This window comes from Nocardia sp. NPDC059195, assembly GCF_042754695.1.
Lineage (GTDB): Bacteria > Actinomycetota > Actinomycetes > Mycobacteriales > Mycobacteriaceae > Nocardia.
This window is the reverse complement of the sequence record NZ_JBHZBG010000014.1, coordinates 43,585-58,741: the sequence shown is the minus strand read 5'-3', so window position 1 is coordinate 58,741 and position 15,157 is coordinate 43,585. Positions and strand designations below refer to the sequence as shown.

The window sequence follows — 15,157 nt, the reverse complement described above, 5'->3', positions numbered from 1 at the left end:
CCTCGGTGGTTGTTGCTGCCTGTGCTGCTGAACGATCGGCCCTTTCTCTCCCGAGATTTCTGACGTCGATCTATGCCCGCCGCGTGAGCGATCCTCTTGGATCCCCCGGCGACCAGGTAGATCCCCCTGTAAGTGCTCATATGAAGCGCAGGAGTTCGCACAATGACCGTTTCCGATTCCCCACCTCGCGTCGACGTACGCGGGCCACGTTTCGTGGCCTGGATAACCACCGGCGTCCTGATCCTGGTGCTCCTCGTCAGCGCCTTCTCGACCGCCGCCGCGATCCTGATCGGCCTGCAGGCCGTCGTCTTCGCGATCGGCGCGGTCGCCGGCCCGGTCAAGCACCCTTACAGCCGGATCTACGCCGCGTTCGTCGCGCCGCGTAATGGTCCGCCCACCGAGACCGAGCCCGTGCCGCCGCTGCGTTTCGCGCAAGCGCTCGGCTTCGTGTTCGCCGGTCTCTCCCTGCTGGGCTTCGCGCTCGGCTCCTCGATCGTCGGCGCGGTGTTCGCCGGCTTCGCCCTGTTCGCGGCGTTCTTGAACGCGGCGTTCGGGGTCTGCCTGGGTTGCCAGATCTATCCGCTGGTAGCCCGTTTCCGCCGGTCAGCTCCAGACATTGGCCGAACTGACCGGCCCTCCGTGGTTACGCAGGCTGCCTCCGCCGGGCCTGATGCCAACTCCGCCGCTCCGGCACCGAACTGACCTCCTGCACGTCATCTCTGAAAGGAACAACATGGCTCGCTCCGATGTCCTGGTCTCCGTTGACTGGGCCGAAGAGAACCTCAACGCCCCCGGCGTCGTCTTCGTCGAGGTCGACGAGGACACCTCCGCCTACGAGGGTGGCCACATCGAAGGCGCCATCCGCCTGGACTGGAAGGACGACCTGCAGGATCACGTTCGTCGTGACTTCGTGAACCAGGAGCAGTTCTCCGACCTGCTCTCGGCGCGTGGCATCAGCAACGACGACACCGTGGTGCTCTACGGCGGCAACAACAACTGGTTCGCGGCGTACGCCTACTGGTACTTCAAGCTGTACGGCCACAACGACGTCAAGCTCGTCGACGGCGGCCGCAAGAAGTGGGAGCTCGACGGTCGTCCGCTCTCGCGTGACGCGGTCTCGCGCCCGGCCACCCAGTACAAGGCCGCCGCGCCCGACCTGACCATCCGCGCCTTCCGCGACGAGGTCATCGCGGCCATCGGCGCCAAGAACCTGGTCGACGTGCGTTCGCCCGACGAGTTCTCCGGCAAGATCCTCGCTCCCGCGCACCTGCCGCAGGAGCAGAGCCAGCGGGCCGGCCACATCCCGACCGCGATCAACGTGCCGTGGAGCAAGGCGGCCAACGAGGACGGCACCTTCCGTACCGATGCCGAGCTCGCCGAGCTCTACAAGGATGCGGGCCTGGACGGCGAGAAGGAGACCATCGCCTACTGCCGTATCGGCGAGCGTTCCTCGCACACCTGGTTCGTGCTGCAGGAACTGCTCGGCCACCAGAACGTCAAGAACTACGACGGCAGCTGGACCGAATACGGTTCGCTCGTCGGCGTGCCTATCGAGTTGGGAGCGTAATCAATATGTGTGCAGCACCTACCCAGGGTCAGGCCATTCCGGCCGGCGTCGATGTGGAGAAGGAAACGGTCATCACCGGCCGTGTCCTGAGCACCGACGGCCAGCCCGTCGGCGGCGCCTTCGTGCGTCTGCTCGACGGCAACGGTGACTTCACCGCCGAGGTCGTCGCCTCGGGCACCGGTGATTTCCGCTTCTTCGCCGCGCCGGGTTCGTGGACCCTGCGCGCGCTGTCCTCGTCGGGCAACGGCTCCGCCGAGATCAGCCCCGATGGCGCGGGCATCCACGCCGTGGACGTCGCGGTCGCGAAGTAAGATCTCACAACGGCCCTGGTAGTTCCTGTGCGGGAACTACCAGGGCCGTTTTCGTATCTGTTGCGAGGGGTAGCTAGACTTCGGTTGTGGTCATCTTCTTCGAGGTACTCCTTGTTGCCGTGTCGATTCTCATCGGCTGGTTCGGCCTTTACGTCTTCTACCGCCTCTTCACCGAGTCATGAGCGGGCTCGCCGGCGAAGGTAACGAACAGGCCGAGCGAGCGAGTAACGAGCAAGGCGCTCCGGCCGAGCGTCGTAGTGGCGACGAGGCAGTGAATGTCGCCGCTGAACGGGCGAAAGAGACCGGCGCCCGAAACATTTCGGTCCTGCCTGGTCTTCCCCTGCCCGAAGACACGGCCAATCTGCGCCTCGGCCCGGATCTGAACCACGCCATGCTCGCCCTGCTGCCGATGGTCGGCGTGTGGCGCGGCGAGGGCGAGGGCCACCACCCCACCGAGGGCGGCTACCACTTCGGCCAGCAGATCATCGTCTCCCACGACGGTGGCGATTACCTGGCCTGGGAATCGCAGACCTGGAAGCTCGACGCCGAGGGCGAGTACACCGGCCCGGACCTGCGCGAGAGCGGCTACTGGCGGGTCGGCGGTGAGGGCTCCGAGGAGATGCTCGAACTCCTGCTCATCCACAGCAACGGCGTGATCGAGCTGTACTACGGCAAGGCCCGCAACCATGCATCCTGGGAGCTCGCGACCGACGTCTCCATCCGCAGCGCGTCGGGCGCGGTAGTCGGCGGCGCGAAACGCCTCTACGGCATCGTCGAGAACGGTGACCTCGCCTACGTGGAAGAACGAGTAGACCCCGACGGCGCCCTTGTCCCCCGCCTGTCGGCGCGGCTGGTCCGCTACATCGGCTGACAATCTTCGCGAACGGCCCGTCCAGCTCTGGGCGGGCCGTTTTCGTCGTGAAATGGAGCGACCCCCGAGCCTTTCCATCGCATTCGGTGAACGCGATGGTCCCGGTTGGATCATCCGGGGGCTCGGGGGTCGGGTGACTGCCTGGGATTCGCTCAGCGCACCGCTGGGGAATCTCCCGCAGTGGAGCTGCTAGCGGGCAGCCACCTCACGCATCCGATGAACATACATTCTTCAGACCACCTCCTCTCTTGTGTACTGATGAATCTAGCTGCGCCCGGCGCGGTCGGCAATCGAATTAATTGTGGTGCTGACCTGGGTGAATGCATCAGTTCGCCGCGGCATGGGGATATTCGACGTGGCAGGTGCCGGTCGCGTCGACGGTGACGATCGTGTCGGCTCCGTGGCCGGGCGGGAGTTGGTGGGTGACAACGACAACTGTGCGGTCGGGGGCGACGAGGCCGCTGTTCGCGTCCAAGAGGTCGCGCAGAATGTGGTCGCCTTCGGCTGCGGCCAGGTGTTCGGTCGGCTCGTCGAGGAGCAGGGTGTGCGCGGGGGCGACGAGGGCGCGGGCCAGCAGGATGCGGCGGCGTTGACCACCCGATACCGCGGCCGCACCGGCGGTGAGCGAGGTGTGCACACCGTCCGGCAACGAATCCAGCCAAGGCCCGAGACCGACTGTGCGCAAAGCGCTTTCGGCCGCATCGAGGCTGAGGTCACCACGCGCCACCCGCAGATTCTCCAGAATCGAGGTACCGAACAGATGCGCGTCCTCGGCGAAGAAGGTGACCCCGTCCCGAGGTGTATCGAACAGCCCGGCCCAGGCCATCAGCAACGTCGTCTTTCCCGCCCCACTCGGGCCGAGGACGACCACCCGCCGCCCCGCAGGCATCGCGATCGTGGCCGGCTTGTCTGCGGCCGCTGAGGGTTTCACCGAGGTGTCGCGAAGGCGATGCAGCGCGGCCCTTGCGGTGGTGAGGGTGGTCGCGGCGGCCGGGAGCGCACCGACTGCTTCGAAGGCGGAGAGGGGCACCAGGACGAGGATCGTCAGGGCCATCGGGGTCATTCCGCCGGGAAGTCCGCCGGTCGGTCCGTAGGCGGCGATGCCGACCAGCAAGGCGCCCAGTGCACTGATCCCGATCGAGAGCGGGGTCGCCGCGGCCGCCCAGGCGCTGCGCGACGCTGCCGAGTCCTCCGCGGCCACCGCACGATGGGAGGCCTTGTCCGCCACCGCGAGCGCCGCATCGAGGCGACCCGCGACGCGCAGTTCAGCGGCATGGTCGAGCACGGTCACCGCCTCAGCGGTGAACTCCGCCCGATCGGCCCGCACCGCGCGTTCGGCCGCCCGCGCGGCCACCGCCGACAGCCACGGCGCCACGATCCCCGAAACCGCCAGCGCGACAGCCAGAATCACCGCGGCGAGTGGCGAGATGATCGCGATCAACCCCACCGCCGCGAGCGACAACACCACCGCGACCGCGACCGGAACCAGCACCCGAACAACGACCGCCCCGAGGTCATCGATATCGGTACCGATGCGCACCAGCACGTCTCCGCGCCGCATCTCCCGGCCCGCCACGACACGCCGACCCGACGAGCCTGCCCGATCCCGCCACCACCAGACATCGGACTGGGCCAGCGTGCGATACACCGAGGTCCGGGCGGTAGTCATCGCCCGCAGCGCCACATCGTGGGTGGCCAGTCGCTCCAGGTACCGGCACAACCCCCGCGAGATGCCGAGCGCCCGCACCGAGACCACCGCGACGCTCAGATCGAGCACCGGCGGCATCTGCCACGCCCGCGCGATCAACCACGCGGCCAGCGCGGCCAACCCGAGCCCGCTCCCCAGCGCCGCAACTCCCCACGCGATCGCCACAGCCACCCGCGCGGGCGACAACGCGAGCAGCCGCCACATGTCCCGAACATCCCGAATGAGGCCGAGGAGACCCCCGCCTTCCGAGCGGTCCTGCCCGCGTCGAGCGCGAACGCCGCCCTTTTCCGACCGATCCGGTCGGCGATCACCCGCAGGAACATCCCCAACAATGCTCACGAGACCCGAACCTCCTGACCGGATCGGTCGGCGGACGCCGCCATGCCCGCGACCACCTCGACGACTACGTCCGCGGCTGCCAGAACTGTTGGGCGGTGGGCGATTACCACTACTGTCGCGCCGCGGTCGGCGAGGACGCGCAGGGTATCGAGCACGCGTTGTTCGCTCTCGGAGTCGAGGTGGGCGGTGGGTTCGTCGAGGAGCAGGATCGGGCGGTGGGCGGCCAGCACCCGGGTCAGGGCGAGGCGCTGGCGTTGGCCGAGCGAAAGGCCGGTGCCGTTCTGACCGACGACGGTGTTCCAGCCATCCGGGAGTTCGGCCAGCACCGCGTCGAATCCTGTTGCCGCGCTGACGGCTTGGAGATCCCAGTCGGGCCGGTCCGCTGCGGCACCCAGCAACTCCACGTTCTCGCGCAACGTCCCAGGAACCAGCACCGGGCGTTGCGGCAACCAGGCAATGCGGTTCCACCAGCCATCGGGGTCGAGTTCGCGAACATCGATCCCGTCGACCAGGACGGCACCTTCATCGGGTTCGATCAGCCCCAGAATCACTTGCACGGTAGTCGATTTCCCGCACCCGTTCGGCCCGGTCAAGACGGTCACCAGACCGGGTTCGAGCGCGGCCGACAGGTGATCGGGCGCGGTGCCCGCTCTGGCTGCGACAGTCAATCCGCGCAAGCTGATTCGCGCCGGCCCACCACCCGCATCGGCACCTGCACGCGTTGTGAAACCGTCCCCCACCATCCGCCCCGCCTGCACATCAGGCAGGCCAGATTCCCCTCTCTCCCCGCGCACTATCTCCGCGCCGGGTGCGACGACATCGCCCCATCCGGCACGAGGACGCGTGGATTCGATCCCCGGCTGCACAACCGGTTCGAGCACCGCGAAAGCCCGGTCAGCGGCCGCCATTCCATCCTGCGCCGCATGGAACTTCTCCCCCACCTGCCGCAGCGGCCAGTACACCTCGGGAGCGAGGATCAGCGCCACCAGCCCGCCGTACAACGCCATCTCCCCGTACACCAGCCGCAGCCCGATCGTCACCGCGATCAACGCGACACTCAGCGTCGCGAGGCTTTCCAGCACCATCGATGACAGGAACGCGATCCGCAGCGCGCGCATGGTCCGCTGCCGCAGCGAATCACCCAGCGCCCGCACCTGATTCGCCATACTCGGCGCGCCGCCGCCTTCGCGCCCGAGCGCGCGCAAGGTGGGCATGCCGGCGAAGAGGTCGAGGATCTGGTCCGACAACCGGGTGGTCGCGGCGAGTGTCGCCTCGGCTCGCCCCTGGGTGAGGAGCCCGATGAGCACCATGAATACCGGGATCAACGGCACCGTGATCACCGCGATCAGTGCCGAAGTCGGATCGTGCAACGCGATGACCACCAGCACCACCGGCGGCACCAGACACGCCAGCAACAGCGCGGGTAGGTAGCCCGTGAACCATCCGCGCAACCCGCTCAGACCGTTGCCGACAACGACCGCGATCTCGGTCCGCCGCGCGTCGAGTTCCCTCGGCGGTAGTTCGGCACCGGCCCGCAGCACCGCCGTCTCGAGCTCCGCGACGACCGCGCTGCCGGCTCGATGCGCCAACCGGGCCTGCCACCAACTCGCCAGCCCCCGCACCCCGACAGCGATCGCGAGTACAACCAATTCCGTGATCCACGAACCGAGTTCACGCTTGGCCGGATCAGTGATAACCCCGGCGAGTACCCGCCCGAGCACAATGGCGATCACCACGATCGTCGCCGTGATCACCAGCGCCAGCGCGACCGCGATCACCAGATGCGGACGCGCCGACCGCGCGTACCGCCACAACCGTGGATCGACCGGCCGCCGACCGGACCGCTTCCCGCCTTCCCCGGACGGGCCGGGTGGCGCCACCGCGTCCGGCCCCGCAACCGCCGAGCCGCTCCGCGCGTCCGCCGACACCGCCGGCATAGACGCGACCCGTCCCGGTCCATCCTGCGACAAGCTTTCCGACACCACCGCGTCCGACCTTTCGCGAGCAAAACCTTCCCGGGACGAGGCCGACACCATCGCTCAGCCTTTACCGCTCAAAGGCAAACCCACCGGCGGCGGAATCTGTTCGACGCGAATCCGCTGCCGGAATACCCAATAGGTCCACCCCTGATAAATCAGCACCACCGGCGTAGCGATCAGCGCCGCCCAGCTCATCACCTTCAACGTATACGGCGTCGATGACGCGTTGTAGATGGTGAGGTCGTAGAGCGGACTGATGGTCGAGGGCAGCACATTCGGAAACATCGACCCCACGATCAACACCGTTGCCGAGACAACAGTAAGCGTCGTCCCGACAAAGGCCCATCCATCACGGCCCGCGAAATTGGCCACCGAGGCGAGAACAAGCCCGAGCACAGCAGTCACCAGAACAATCCAGGTCCACCCGGCGCCGTAGGCGAGCTGCGTCCACAATCCGAATCCGCCGACCACCACTGCGGTGGGAATCAACAGCGACCTGACGATCCGCACAGCATCGGTCCGAACCTCACCCGCGGTCTTGAGCACCAGGAAAACCGCACCGTGCAACGCGAACAGCACACCGGTAGCCAATCCACCGAGCAAGGCGTACGGGCTGAGCAGATCCCCCACCGACCCGACGATCTGCTTGTCCGCGTTCAACGGCACGCCACGCACCATATTCGCGAACATCCATCCCCAAGCCAACGCCGGAATCCACGATCCGATCCCGATCCCGGCATCGCACCATGCCCGCCACTTCGGATCATTGATCTTGCCCCGGTATTCGATCGCGCACACGCGCAGAATCAACGCGACCAGCAGGAGCAGCAGCGCCAGATAGAACCCCGAGAACATGCTGGCGTACCACTCGGGAAACGCCGCGAACAGCGCGCCGGCGGCGGTGATCAGCCACACCTCGTTGCCGTCCCAGACCGGCCCGATCGTATTGAGTACCACGCGCCTGCGCGTATCGGAGCCCTTACCGAGAATCGGCATCAGCATGCCGACGCCGAAGTCGAATCCTTCGAGCACGAAGTAGCCGGTGAACAGCACGCCGATCAAGACGAACCAGAACTGTTGCAGACCCATCGTCGGCTCCTAGTACGCGAAGGAAAGTTGGGGAGTATCCGAGTCGGCCGAACTCTCGGCGTGCACCGGCGTGTCCGGCCCCGCGACGACATACCGTCGCATCAGGTAGCACCACACGATCGCGAGCGCGCCGTAGAGCAGCGTGAACACCACCAGCGAGAACAGCACGGTCCCCACATCGTGTTCGGAGACCGCCTGCTGCACCGTCATTCGAATATTCGGATCACCGGTCGGATTGGGCACCACCGCCCACGGCTGACGCCCCATCTCGGTGAATACCCACCCCGCGGCGTTGGCAAGGAACGGCGTGGGAATCGCGAGCAGGCTCAGCCAGGAGAACCATCGCTGATTCGGCACCCGGCCACCGCGCGTCACCCAGAATCCGGCCAACAGCAGCAGCACCGACCCACCTGCCAGCCCGATCATGGCGCGGAAGGACCAGTAGGTGACGAACAGGTTGGGCCGATAGTCACCGGGTCCGTACGCGACGTTGTAGGTCTTTTGCAGATCGACCACACCGTCGAGCGTCACCCCCGTGAACTCACCCTGGGCGAGGTAGGGCAGCACGTAGGGCACCTTCAGTACGTGGATCACACTGTCGCAATTGTTGTGCGTACCGACGGTGAGAACGGAGAAGTCGGGATCAGTCTCCGTGTGGCACAACGATTCCGCCGATGCCATCTTCATCGGCTGCTGTTCGAACATCAGCTTGGCTTGAATATCACCGGTGAAGATCAGTGCGGCACCGGAGAGCGCGACCACTACCAGCGAGGCGCGCCCGACCGGTCGCCACATTGTCCGCGCCGCTTCGAGTTTCACCGGATCACCACTGCGTGCGTTGCGCACCATCCACCAGCCGGCGATGCCCGCCACGAAGGTGCCCGCGGTGAGAAACGCGCCCGCCACCACATGCGGAAACGCGGCCAATGCCGTGTTGTTGGTGAGCAGCGCCCAAATGCTTTCCAGCTCAGCGCGTTCGGTCTCCGGGTTGTATCGCGCGCCTACCGGATGCTGCATGAAGGAATTGGCCGCGACGATGAAGAAGGCCGACGCGTTCACCCCGATGGCGACGATCCAGATCGTCGCCAAGTGCACCAGCTTCGGCAGCCGGGTCCACCCGAAGATCCACAATCCGATGAACGTCGACTCCATGAAGAAGGCGATCAGCGCTTCCAAAGCCAGTGGCGCACCGAAGACGTCGCCGATGAAGCGGGAGTATTCGCTCCAGTTCATCCCGAACTGGAATTCCTGCACGATGCCCGTCGCGACCCCGAGGGCGAAGTTGATCAGGAACAGCTTGCCGAAGAATTTGGTCAGCCGGTACCAGCGCTCGTCGCCGGTGACCACCCACGCGGTCTGCATCATCGCGATCAGCGGAGCGAGTCCGATGGTCAGCGGAACGAACAGAAAGTGGTAGACGGTCGTGATCCCGAACTGCCACCGGGAGACATCAAGGGTGTCCATCCGACCTCCACCGATCTACTACGACGACTTGTAGTAGATCGTACGCCCGGATTCACCCCGCTCGAGCGTGACAACCGCCACGGCGCGCGGAAACCCTTTCCGCAGGGGCACGCCCACCCGTGCCCCACGCACGGGTCACCAGTCTCCGATGGTCCCCGGCCGTTCGATGCCGAGGTCGACCATGTCGATGATCTCCTGGGCATTGTCGGGCGCCGACATGCGCACACCGTCGAGCTGGTTCACGCGCGCGGCGAGGGTGATGCTCGACAGCAGCCAGATGCTGTCACAGTCGAAAAGGTCTGCGGTGAACAGTGTCTGGTACTTGCACGACCAGCCGGACTTCTCCGCCACGTTGAACAGCGCCCGCTGCGTGACACCGGGCAGCACACCGCTTTTCGCGGGCACGGTGATGAGTTCCTTGCCGCGTGCGATCACCACCGACGAGCGCGGCCCCTCCAGCACCTTGTGTTCGGTGCTGTGGAAGATCACGTCCTCGGCGCCCATCCGCCGCGCGAACCGCAGCGCGGCCATATTGGTCGCGTACGACAGCGTCTTCGCGCCGAGCAGCTGCCACGGCGCCGCCTGCGCGAGGTCGACCGAGATGCCGCGCGCCAGCGACATCACCTTCACGCCCTCCGCGCGCGCCGTCGCGACCCGCGCGGGCACCGGGGAGACGAGCACATACGCGGTGGGCTGCGGGTCCTCCGGCGCCAGTTCCGAGCGCGGCGCGTCGAATTCCGAGTCGCGACCGCGGGTGTAGATCAGCCGCAACATTCCTTCCTCTTCCGATCCCCATTCCTTCACGGCCAGTTCCACCGCGGTGCGCCATCTCGACAGACCCGGCTCCGGCAGTTCCAGCGCCTGCGCCGAACGACGCAGCCGCGCCAGGTGAAATTCCAGCGCGGTAGCCGTGCCGCCGCGCACCAAAATAGTTTCGAATACTCCATCGCCGCGAAGTGCGCCGATGTCGTCGGCATAAAGCGACGGCACGTTCGCGTCAGCGACCGTCCCGTCGAGTGTCACAAGAACCCGATCTCCCATGTGCCGAGCGTAGGCGTTATCGCTCTGTTATGCCTACGGCTGGATCGAATCGAGCTCGCGACGCGCGCCGTGAGGACTACCAGGTTCAGCGCGCGTCGGCAGACGCGCCTACAGTGGGTGTCGTGTCACAGGTCGTCGTCCCCAGTCCTGTTCTCCATACGCCGGGTGCCGTCGCGGGTGCTCCCGACACTCCGGACGCCGCGGTCGCCTGGCATTACGGTGACCCGTTCGGAGAGCAGAAGGCCGCCGCGGAGCGGGTCGCGGTCGTGGATCGCTCCCATCGCAGCGTCGCGATAATCACCGGCGCCGAGCGCCTGACCTGGCTGCACACCATCACCAGCCAGCACATCGCCGCGCTGCCCGACGCGCACAGCGCCGAAACGCTCGACCTCGATCTCAACGGCCGCGTCCTCCATCACTTCGTCCTCACCGACCTCGACGGCACCCTCTGGCTCGATACCGAGGCCGACCGCGGCGCCGAGTTGCTCGCCTTTCTGAAGAAGATGGTGTTCTGGGCCGACGCCAAACCCGAAGCCGCCCCCGATCACGCCGTGCTGAGCCTGCTGGGCCCGCGAGTGGACACGCTGCTCGACACCCTCGGCATTGCAGCGCTGCCCGAGACCTATGCCGCCGCGGCGCTGCCCGGTGGCGGCTTCCTGCGGCGGATGCCGGACTCCTTCGACTTGATCGTCCCCCGGCCCGAGCTCTCGGCATGGTGGACCAGGCTCACCCAGGCCGGGGCCGCCCCGGCGGGCATGTGGGCCTACGAGGCGCTGCGAGTGGCCGCACTGAGGCCCCGCGTCGGCGTCGACACCGACGAACGCACGATCCCGCATGAGACCCGCTGGATCGGCGGCATCGACGAGCACGGGGCCGTCCACCTGAACAAGGGGTGCTACCGCGGGCAGGAAACCGTCGCCCGGGTCCACAACCTCGGCAAGCCCCCACGCAATCTGGTGCTCCTGCACCTCGACGGCTCGGCCGACGAGCGCCCGTCGACCGGTGACGACGTGACCGCGGGTGGGCGCACCGTCGGCCGCCTCGGCACCGTCATCGACCACTACGAACTCGGCCCGATCGCCCTGGCCCTGGTCAAGCGTTCGGTTCCCGCCGGCACCGAACTCGTGGTCGGCAGCATGGCCGCCGCCATCGACCCCGACTCGATCCCCGCCGACGACACCGAGCAGGCGGGGCGCGCCGCCGTCAACCGGTTGCGCGGGCGATGAACCGTCCGGTCATGCGCGTGGGCGATACCGGCCGCGTCGAGGCCGTGTGTGTCGTACACGCCGAGATCGAGGTCCGCACGCGCGTCGGCCGCACCGCCATCGACAAGCGTCCTGTCGATGGCCGCGTAGCCGTGGCCGCACTCGGCCTGGCCGGTGACCACGTCTGCGACACCGCCAACCACGGCGGCATCGACCAGGCCGTCTACGCCTACGCCGAGGAGGACGCCCGCCGCTGGGCCGGTGAACTCGACCGTGAACTGCCCGCGGGCTGGTTCGGCGAGAACCTGCGCCTGACCGGCCTCCCGGTCAGCGACGCGGTGCTCGGCGCGCACTGGGCGATCGGCGACACCCTCCTCGAGGTGAGCGCGCCCCGCGTGCCCTGCGCGACCTTCCAGCAGTGGTCCGGCGAACCGCGCTGGGTGAAACGCTTCGCCCTGCGATCCGACACCGGCGCTTACTTCCGGGTGCGCACCGAGGGCACGATCGGCGCGGGCGACGAAGTCCGCGTGGTCCACGTCCCCGAGCACGGCATCACCGTGCGCGATCTGTTCACCGGCGCCGACCCCGCCCGCCTCGAACGCCTGCGCGCGGAAGAACCGACGATCTCCGCCGACGTCCACATGCAGATCGACCGCCACACCCGAACCCGCACCGGCGTCACGGTGGAGGTCAGGGGATGAACGATCCGCAGGTCACCACGGAGGTCAGCGGGATGATCCTCCCGGAGACGACAACTCACTTCATTGCGGAGGTCAGCGAATGAGTGTCGAATTGGTCGAGGTCGTCCGTTCCGGTTTTCGTGAGTGCGTGCACCGCGGATCCGTGGTGATCCTCGACGCATTCGGCACCCCCACCCTCGAACTCGGCGAGATCCACGGCCCGATCTTTCCGCGCTCCACCAACAAGCCGATGCAGGCACTGGCCCTGCTGCGCAACGGTTTCGACCCCGTCGACGACGACGAACTCGCCATCGCCACCGCCTCCCACTTCGGCGAACCCGACCACATCGCCCTCGTCCGTCGCCTGCTCGACCGCTTCGGCCACACCGCCGAAGACCTCGCCTGCCCACCCGACCTGCCCTTCGAGGAAAACGCCCGCGCCGCCGCGATCACCGGCGAAGGCGCCAGCCGGCTGTACATGAACTGCTCCGGCAAACACGCCGCGATGCTGGCGACCTGCGCGATCAACGACTGGCCGCGCACCGGATACCTCGAGATCGAGCACCCGCTCCAGCAAGCGGTCCTGGCCACCGTCGCCGACGTCACCGGCGAACCGGAGACCGATCTGGGTATCGACGGCTGCGGCCTGCCGATCGTGCCCGTCTCGCTGGTCAACCTCGCGCGCGCCTTCGCCGGCTTCACCACGGCCGAGTCCGGCACCGCGCCGCGCCGGATCGCCGACGCCGTTCGGGCGAATCCACGAGTGATTTCCGGCACGAGCGGCCCGGATCTTCTGGCCATGTCGGCGACCCCCGGACTGTTCTGCAAGATCGGCGCCGACGGCGTTCACGCGGGTGCGCTTCCCGACGGAAGGGCCTTCGCGTACAAGATCGAAGACGGTCACGATCGGGCCCGGATGCCGCTGACGCTGGCGATTCTGCGCGAACTAGGCGTCGAGTGGACCGATCAGCACACCCAACTCGCGGCCACCGCGGTGTTCGGCGGCGACGCCAGAGTCGGAGTGATCCGCGCGATCCCGGGAGTCATCTGAGACCGGGCAGTCTGGGCGAAGAAGGGGCAAACCGGGGCGCTTCGACAGGTCTTCACCCACTCATGGGAGCGCGACGGTCTGACACACGCTAAAGTGTCTGTCAGGAAGAGTATTAATTCGAACGGGGCCGCCAACAAACCCCAGGCCGCCCCGCAGTGACGCGAGGGGGTCAGCCATGGGCCGTGGCCGGGCTAAGGCAAAGCAGACCAAAGTCGCACGTGAGCTCAAGTACAGCTCCGCGCCGACCGACTTCGCGAGCCTTCAGCGCGAGCTGTCGGATAGCGATGCTCCGCTCTACTCCCAACCAAGGAGTGGTGCAGTGCTGTCCGATGAGCACGATGCGGACGAGTCGTCGTCTCGTCGAAACGACGAGGACGACGGCTACGACAGCTGGCGCCGCTGACCAACAGCGACGAAGGGGGAGGCCATCCGGCCTCCCCCTTCCAGCCGTTCTCAGGTGAGTGACGACAGGCTCGCAGTAACAGTACGGCGAATACCTGAATACGCGACGAGCGTCCTGTGCACACACAGGACGCTCGTCGTGTTCGCCGCCTCGAGGCCCCGACCACCCCGAGCCGGCAGGAAAATCCCTCCGGTACGGGTTAACCGATCAGTGGCCGGAACAAACCCCGCAACGCACGTGAGCCGGGTCGCGGCGATCGCGACCCGGCTCAGTGGTAATTGCGTCGATCAGAACCTGGGGTGGTCGCCCAGCAGCACCGCACGCGGCGCTTCGACGTCAGCGGCCTTCTTGACCTGACCCAGCGTCCAGCAGTCGATGTGGCGGGCGGTGAGCACCGCCAGCGCACGATCAGCGTCCTCGGGCGCCACGATCGCGACCATGCCGACGCCCATGTTGAACGTCTTCTCCATCTCGATGCGCTCCACGCGTCCGCGCTGGGCGATCATCTTGAACACCGGCGCCGGGTTCCAGGTGCCACGATCCAGCTCGGCCACCAGGCCGGCGGGCAGCACGCGCGCCAGGTTGGCGGCCAGGCCACCACCGGTGACGTGCGAGAAGGTGCGCACGTCGGTTTCGGCGATCAGCGCGAGGCAGTCCTTGGCGTAGATGCGGGTCGGCTCGAGCAGTTCCTCACCGAGGGTGCGGCCGAACTCCTCGACGTGGCCGGTGAGCGACATCCGGTCGATGTCGAGCAGCACCTTGCGGGCGAGGCTGTAGCCGTTGGAGTGCAGACCCGACGAGCCCATCGCGATGACGACGTCACCGGGACGCACCCGGTCGGGACCGAGCACCGAATCGGCTTCGACAACGCCGACGCCGGTCGCGGACAGGTCGTAGTCATCGGGATCCATCAGGCCCGGGTGCTCGGCGGTCTCGCCACCGAGCAATGCGCAACCGGCCTTGATGCACCCCTCGGCGATGCCGGAAACCAGCTCGGCGACCTTCTCCGGGATGACCTTGCCGATGGCGATGTAGTCCTGCAGGAACAGCGGCTCGGCGCCACAGACCACCAGGTCGTCGACGACCATGGCGACCAGATCCAGCCCGACGGTGTCGTGCTTGTCCAGTGCCTGGGCGACGGCGATCTTGGTGCCGACGCCGTCGGTGGAGGCGGCGAGCAGCGGTTCCCGGTAGCCGCCCTTGAGCGCGAACATCCCGGCGAAGCCGCCGATACCGCCCTGCACCTCGGGTCGGCTGGCCTTCCTGGCCAATGGTCCGAACAATTCGACGGCGCGGTCACCGGCTTCGATGCTCACGCCTGCCGCGGCGTAGGAAGCGCCTGCACCGCTGGGTGTCTGTTCAGTCATTGTGGGGGAAAGCTCCAAACCGAATCGGCGGATAGATGCCTACTAACTCTAAGTGATCCGCCAGTCCGGGTGTCGTGCGGCT

The 15,157-nt window shown here is 67.0% G+C and carries 13 protein-coding genes and 1 pseudogene; 8 read left to right on the top strand and 6 right to left on the bottom strand.

The window, feature by feature from the left end; genetic code table 11:
* Nucleotides 1-162: 162 nt before the first annotated feature.
* The 4 genes and pseudogenes from ACFXKN_RS19335 to ACFXKN_RS19320 form a co-directional block, all read left to right on the top strand.
* Nucleotides 163-609: pseudogene (locus tag ACFXKN_RS19335) on the top strand (DUF4395 domain-containing protein); the annotation flags it as partial.
* A 124-nt stretch (nucleotides 610-733) separates the two neighbouring features.
* Complete coding sequence (locus ACFXKN_RS19330; RefSeq protein ID WP_379433526.1) at nucleotides 734-1,567, top strand: sulfurtransferase; 834 nt, start codon at nucleotides 734-736, stop codon at nucleotides 1,565-1,567.
* Between the two features lie 5 nt (nucleotides 1,568-1,572).
* A complete protein-coding gene (locus ACFXKN_RS19325) occupies nucleotides 1,573-1,878 on the top strand; it encodes a DUF1416 domain-containing protein (protein ID WP_379433525.1) in 306 nt (101 codons plus the stop codon).
* Nucleotides 1,879-2,056: 178 nt separating this feature from the next.
* A complete protein-coding gene (locus ACFXKN_RS19320; RefSeq protein WP_378967258.1) occupies nucleotides 2,057-2,749 on the top strand; it encodes an FABP family protein in 693 nt (230 codons plus the stop codon).
* A 325-nt stretch (nucleotides 2,750-3,074) separates the two neighbouring features.
* Here the strand turns inward: ACFXKN_RS19320 and ACFXKN_RS19315 are convergent, their stop codons facing one another.
* The 5 genes from ACFXKN_RS19315 to ACFXKN_RS19295 all read right to left on the bottom strand — a co-directional run bounded on the left by ACFXKN_RS19315 (nucleotide 3,075) and on the right by ACFXKN_RS19295 (nucleotide 10,369).
* On the bottom strand, nucleotides 3,075-4,661 hold the full coding sequence (locus ACFXKN_RS19315) for an ATP-binding cassette domain-containing protein (RefSeq protein ID WP_379433524.1): 1,587 nt from the start codon (nucleotides 4,659-4,661) through the stop codon (nucleotides 3,075-3,077).
* 131 nt (nucleotides 4,662-4,792) lie between these two features.
* Complete coding sequence (gene cydD / locus ACFXKN_RS19310; RefSeq protein ID WP_379433523.1) at nucleotides 4,793-6,733, bottom strand: thiol reductant ABC exporter subunit CydD; 1,941 nt, start codon at nucleotides 6,731-6,733, stop codon at nucleotides 4,793-4,795.
* Nucleotides 6,734-6,835: 102 nt separating this feature from the next.
* The gene (cydB, locus tag ACFXKN_RS19305) at nucleotides 6,836-7,864 is read right to left on the bottom strand and encodes a cytochrome d ubiquinol oxidase subunit II (RefSeq protein ID WP_379433522.1); all 1,029 of its coding nucleotides are present in this window, start codon (nucleotides 7,862-7,864) and stop codon (nucleotides 6,836-6,838) included.
* A 9-nt stretch (nucleotides 7,865-7,873) separates the two neighbouring features.
* Nucleotides 7,874-9,328, bottom strand: a complete 1,455-nt coding sequence (locus ACFXKN_RS19300; RefSeq protein ID WP_379433521.1) for a cytochrome ubiquinol oxidase subunit I — start codon at nucleotides 9,326-9,328, stop codon at nucleotides 7,874-7,876.
* A gap of 135 nt (nucleotides 9,329-9,463) precedes the next feature.
* A complete protein-coding gene (locus tag ACFXKN_RS19295) occupies nucleotides 9,464-10,369 on the bottom strand; it encodes an aminodeoxychorismate lyase (protein WP_379433520.1) in 906 nt (301 codons plus the stop codon).
* 122 nt (nucleotides 10,370-10,491) lie between these two features.
* Between ACFXKN_RS19295 and ACFXKN_RS19290 the strand changes: the two genes are divergently transcribed.
* The 4 genes from ACFXKN_RS19290 to ACFXKN_RS19275 all read left to right on the top strand — a co-directional run bounded on the left by ACFXKN_RS19290 (nucleotide 10,492) and on the right by ACFXKN_RS19275 (nucleotide 13,708).
* Complete coding sequence (locus ACFXKN_RS19290; RefSeq protein WP_379433519.1) at nucleotides 10,492-11,595, top strand: YgfZ/GcvT domain-containing protein; 1,104 nt, start codon at nucleotides 10,492-10,494, stop codon at nucleotides 11,593-11,595.
* Nucleotides 11,596-11,606: 11 nt separating this feature from the next.
* Nucleotides 11,607-12,275, top strand: a complete 669-nt coding sequence (locus ACFXKN_RS19285; RefSeq protein ID WP_379433518.1) for an MOSC domain-containing protein — start codon at nucleotides 11,607-11,609, stop codon at nucleotides 12,273-12,275.
* Between the two features lie 79 nt (nucleotides 12,276-12,354).
* The gene (locus ACFXKN_RS19280) at nucleotides 12,355-13,305 is read left to right on the top strand and encodes an asparaginase (protein ID WP_379433517.1); all 951 of its coding nucleotides are present in this window, start codon (nucleotides 12,355-12,357) and stop codon (nucleotides 13,303-13,305) included.
* Between the two features lie 175 nt (nucleotides 13,306-13,480).
* Complete coding sequence (locus tag ACFXKN_RS19275) at nucleotides 13,481-13,708, top strand: DUF3073 domain-containing protein (protein ID WP_378967168.1); 228 nt, start codon at nucleotides 13,481-13,483, stop codon at nucleotides 13,706-13,708.
* A 287-nt stretch (nucleotides 13,709-13,995) separates the two neighbouring features.
* On the opposite strand, the gene purM is transcribed toward ACFXKN_RS19275, so the two are convergent.
* The gene (gene purM, locus ACFXKN_RS19270) at nucleotides 13,996-15,075 is read right to left on the bottom strand and encodes a phosphoribosylformylglycinamidine cyclo-ligase (RefSeq protein ID WP_378967163.1); all 1,080 of its coding nucleotides are present in this window, start codon (nucleotides 15,073-15,075) and stop codon (nucleotides 13,996-13,998) included.
* Nucleotides 15,076-15,157: the final 82 nt, after the last annotated feature.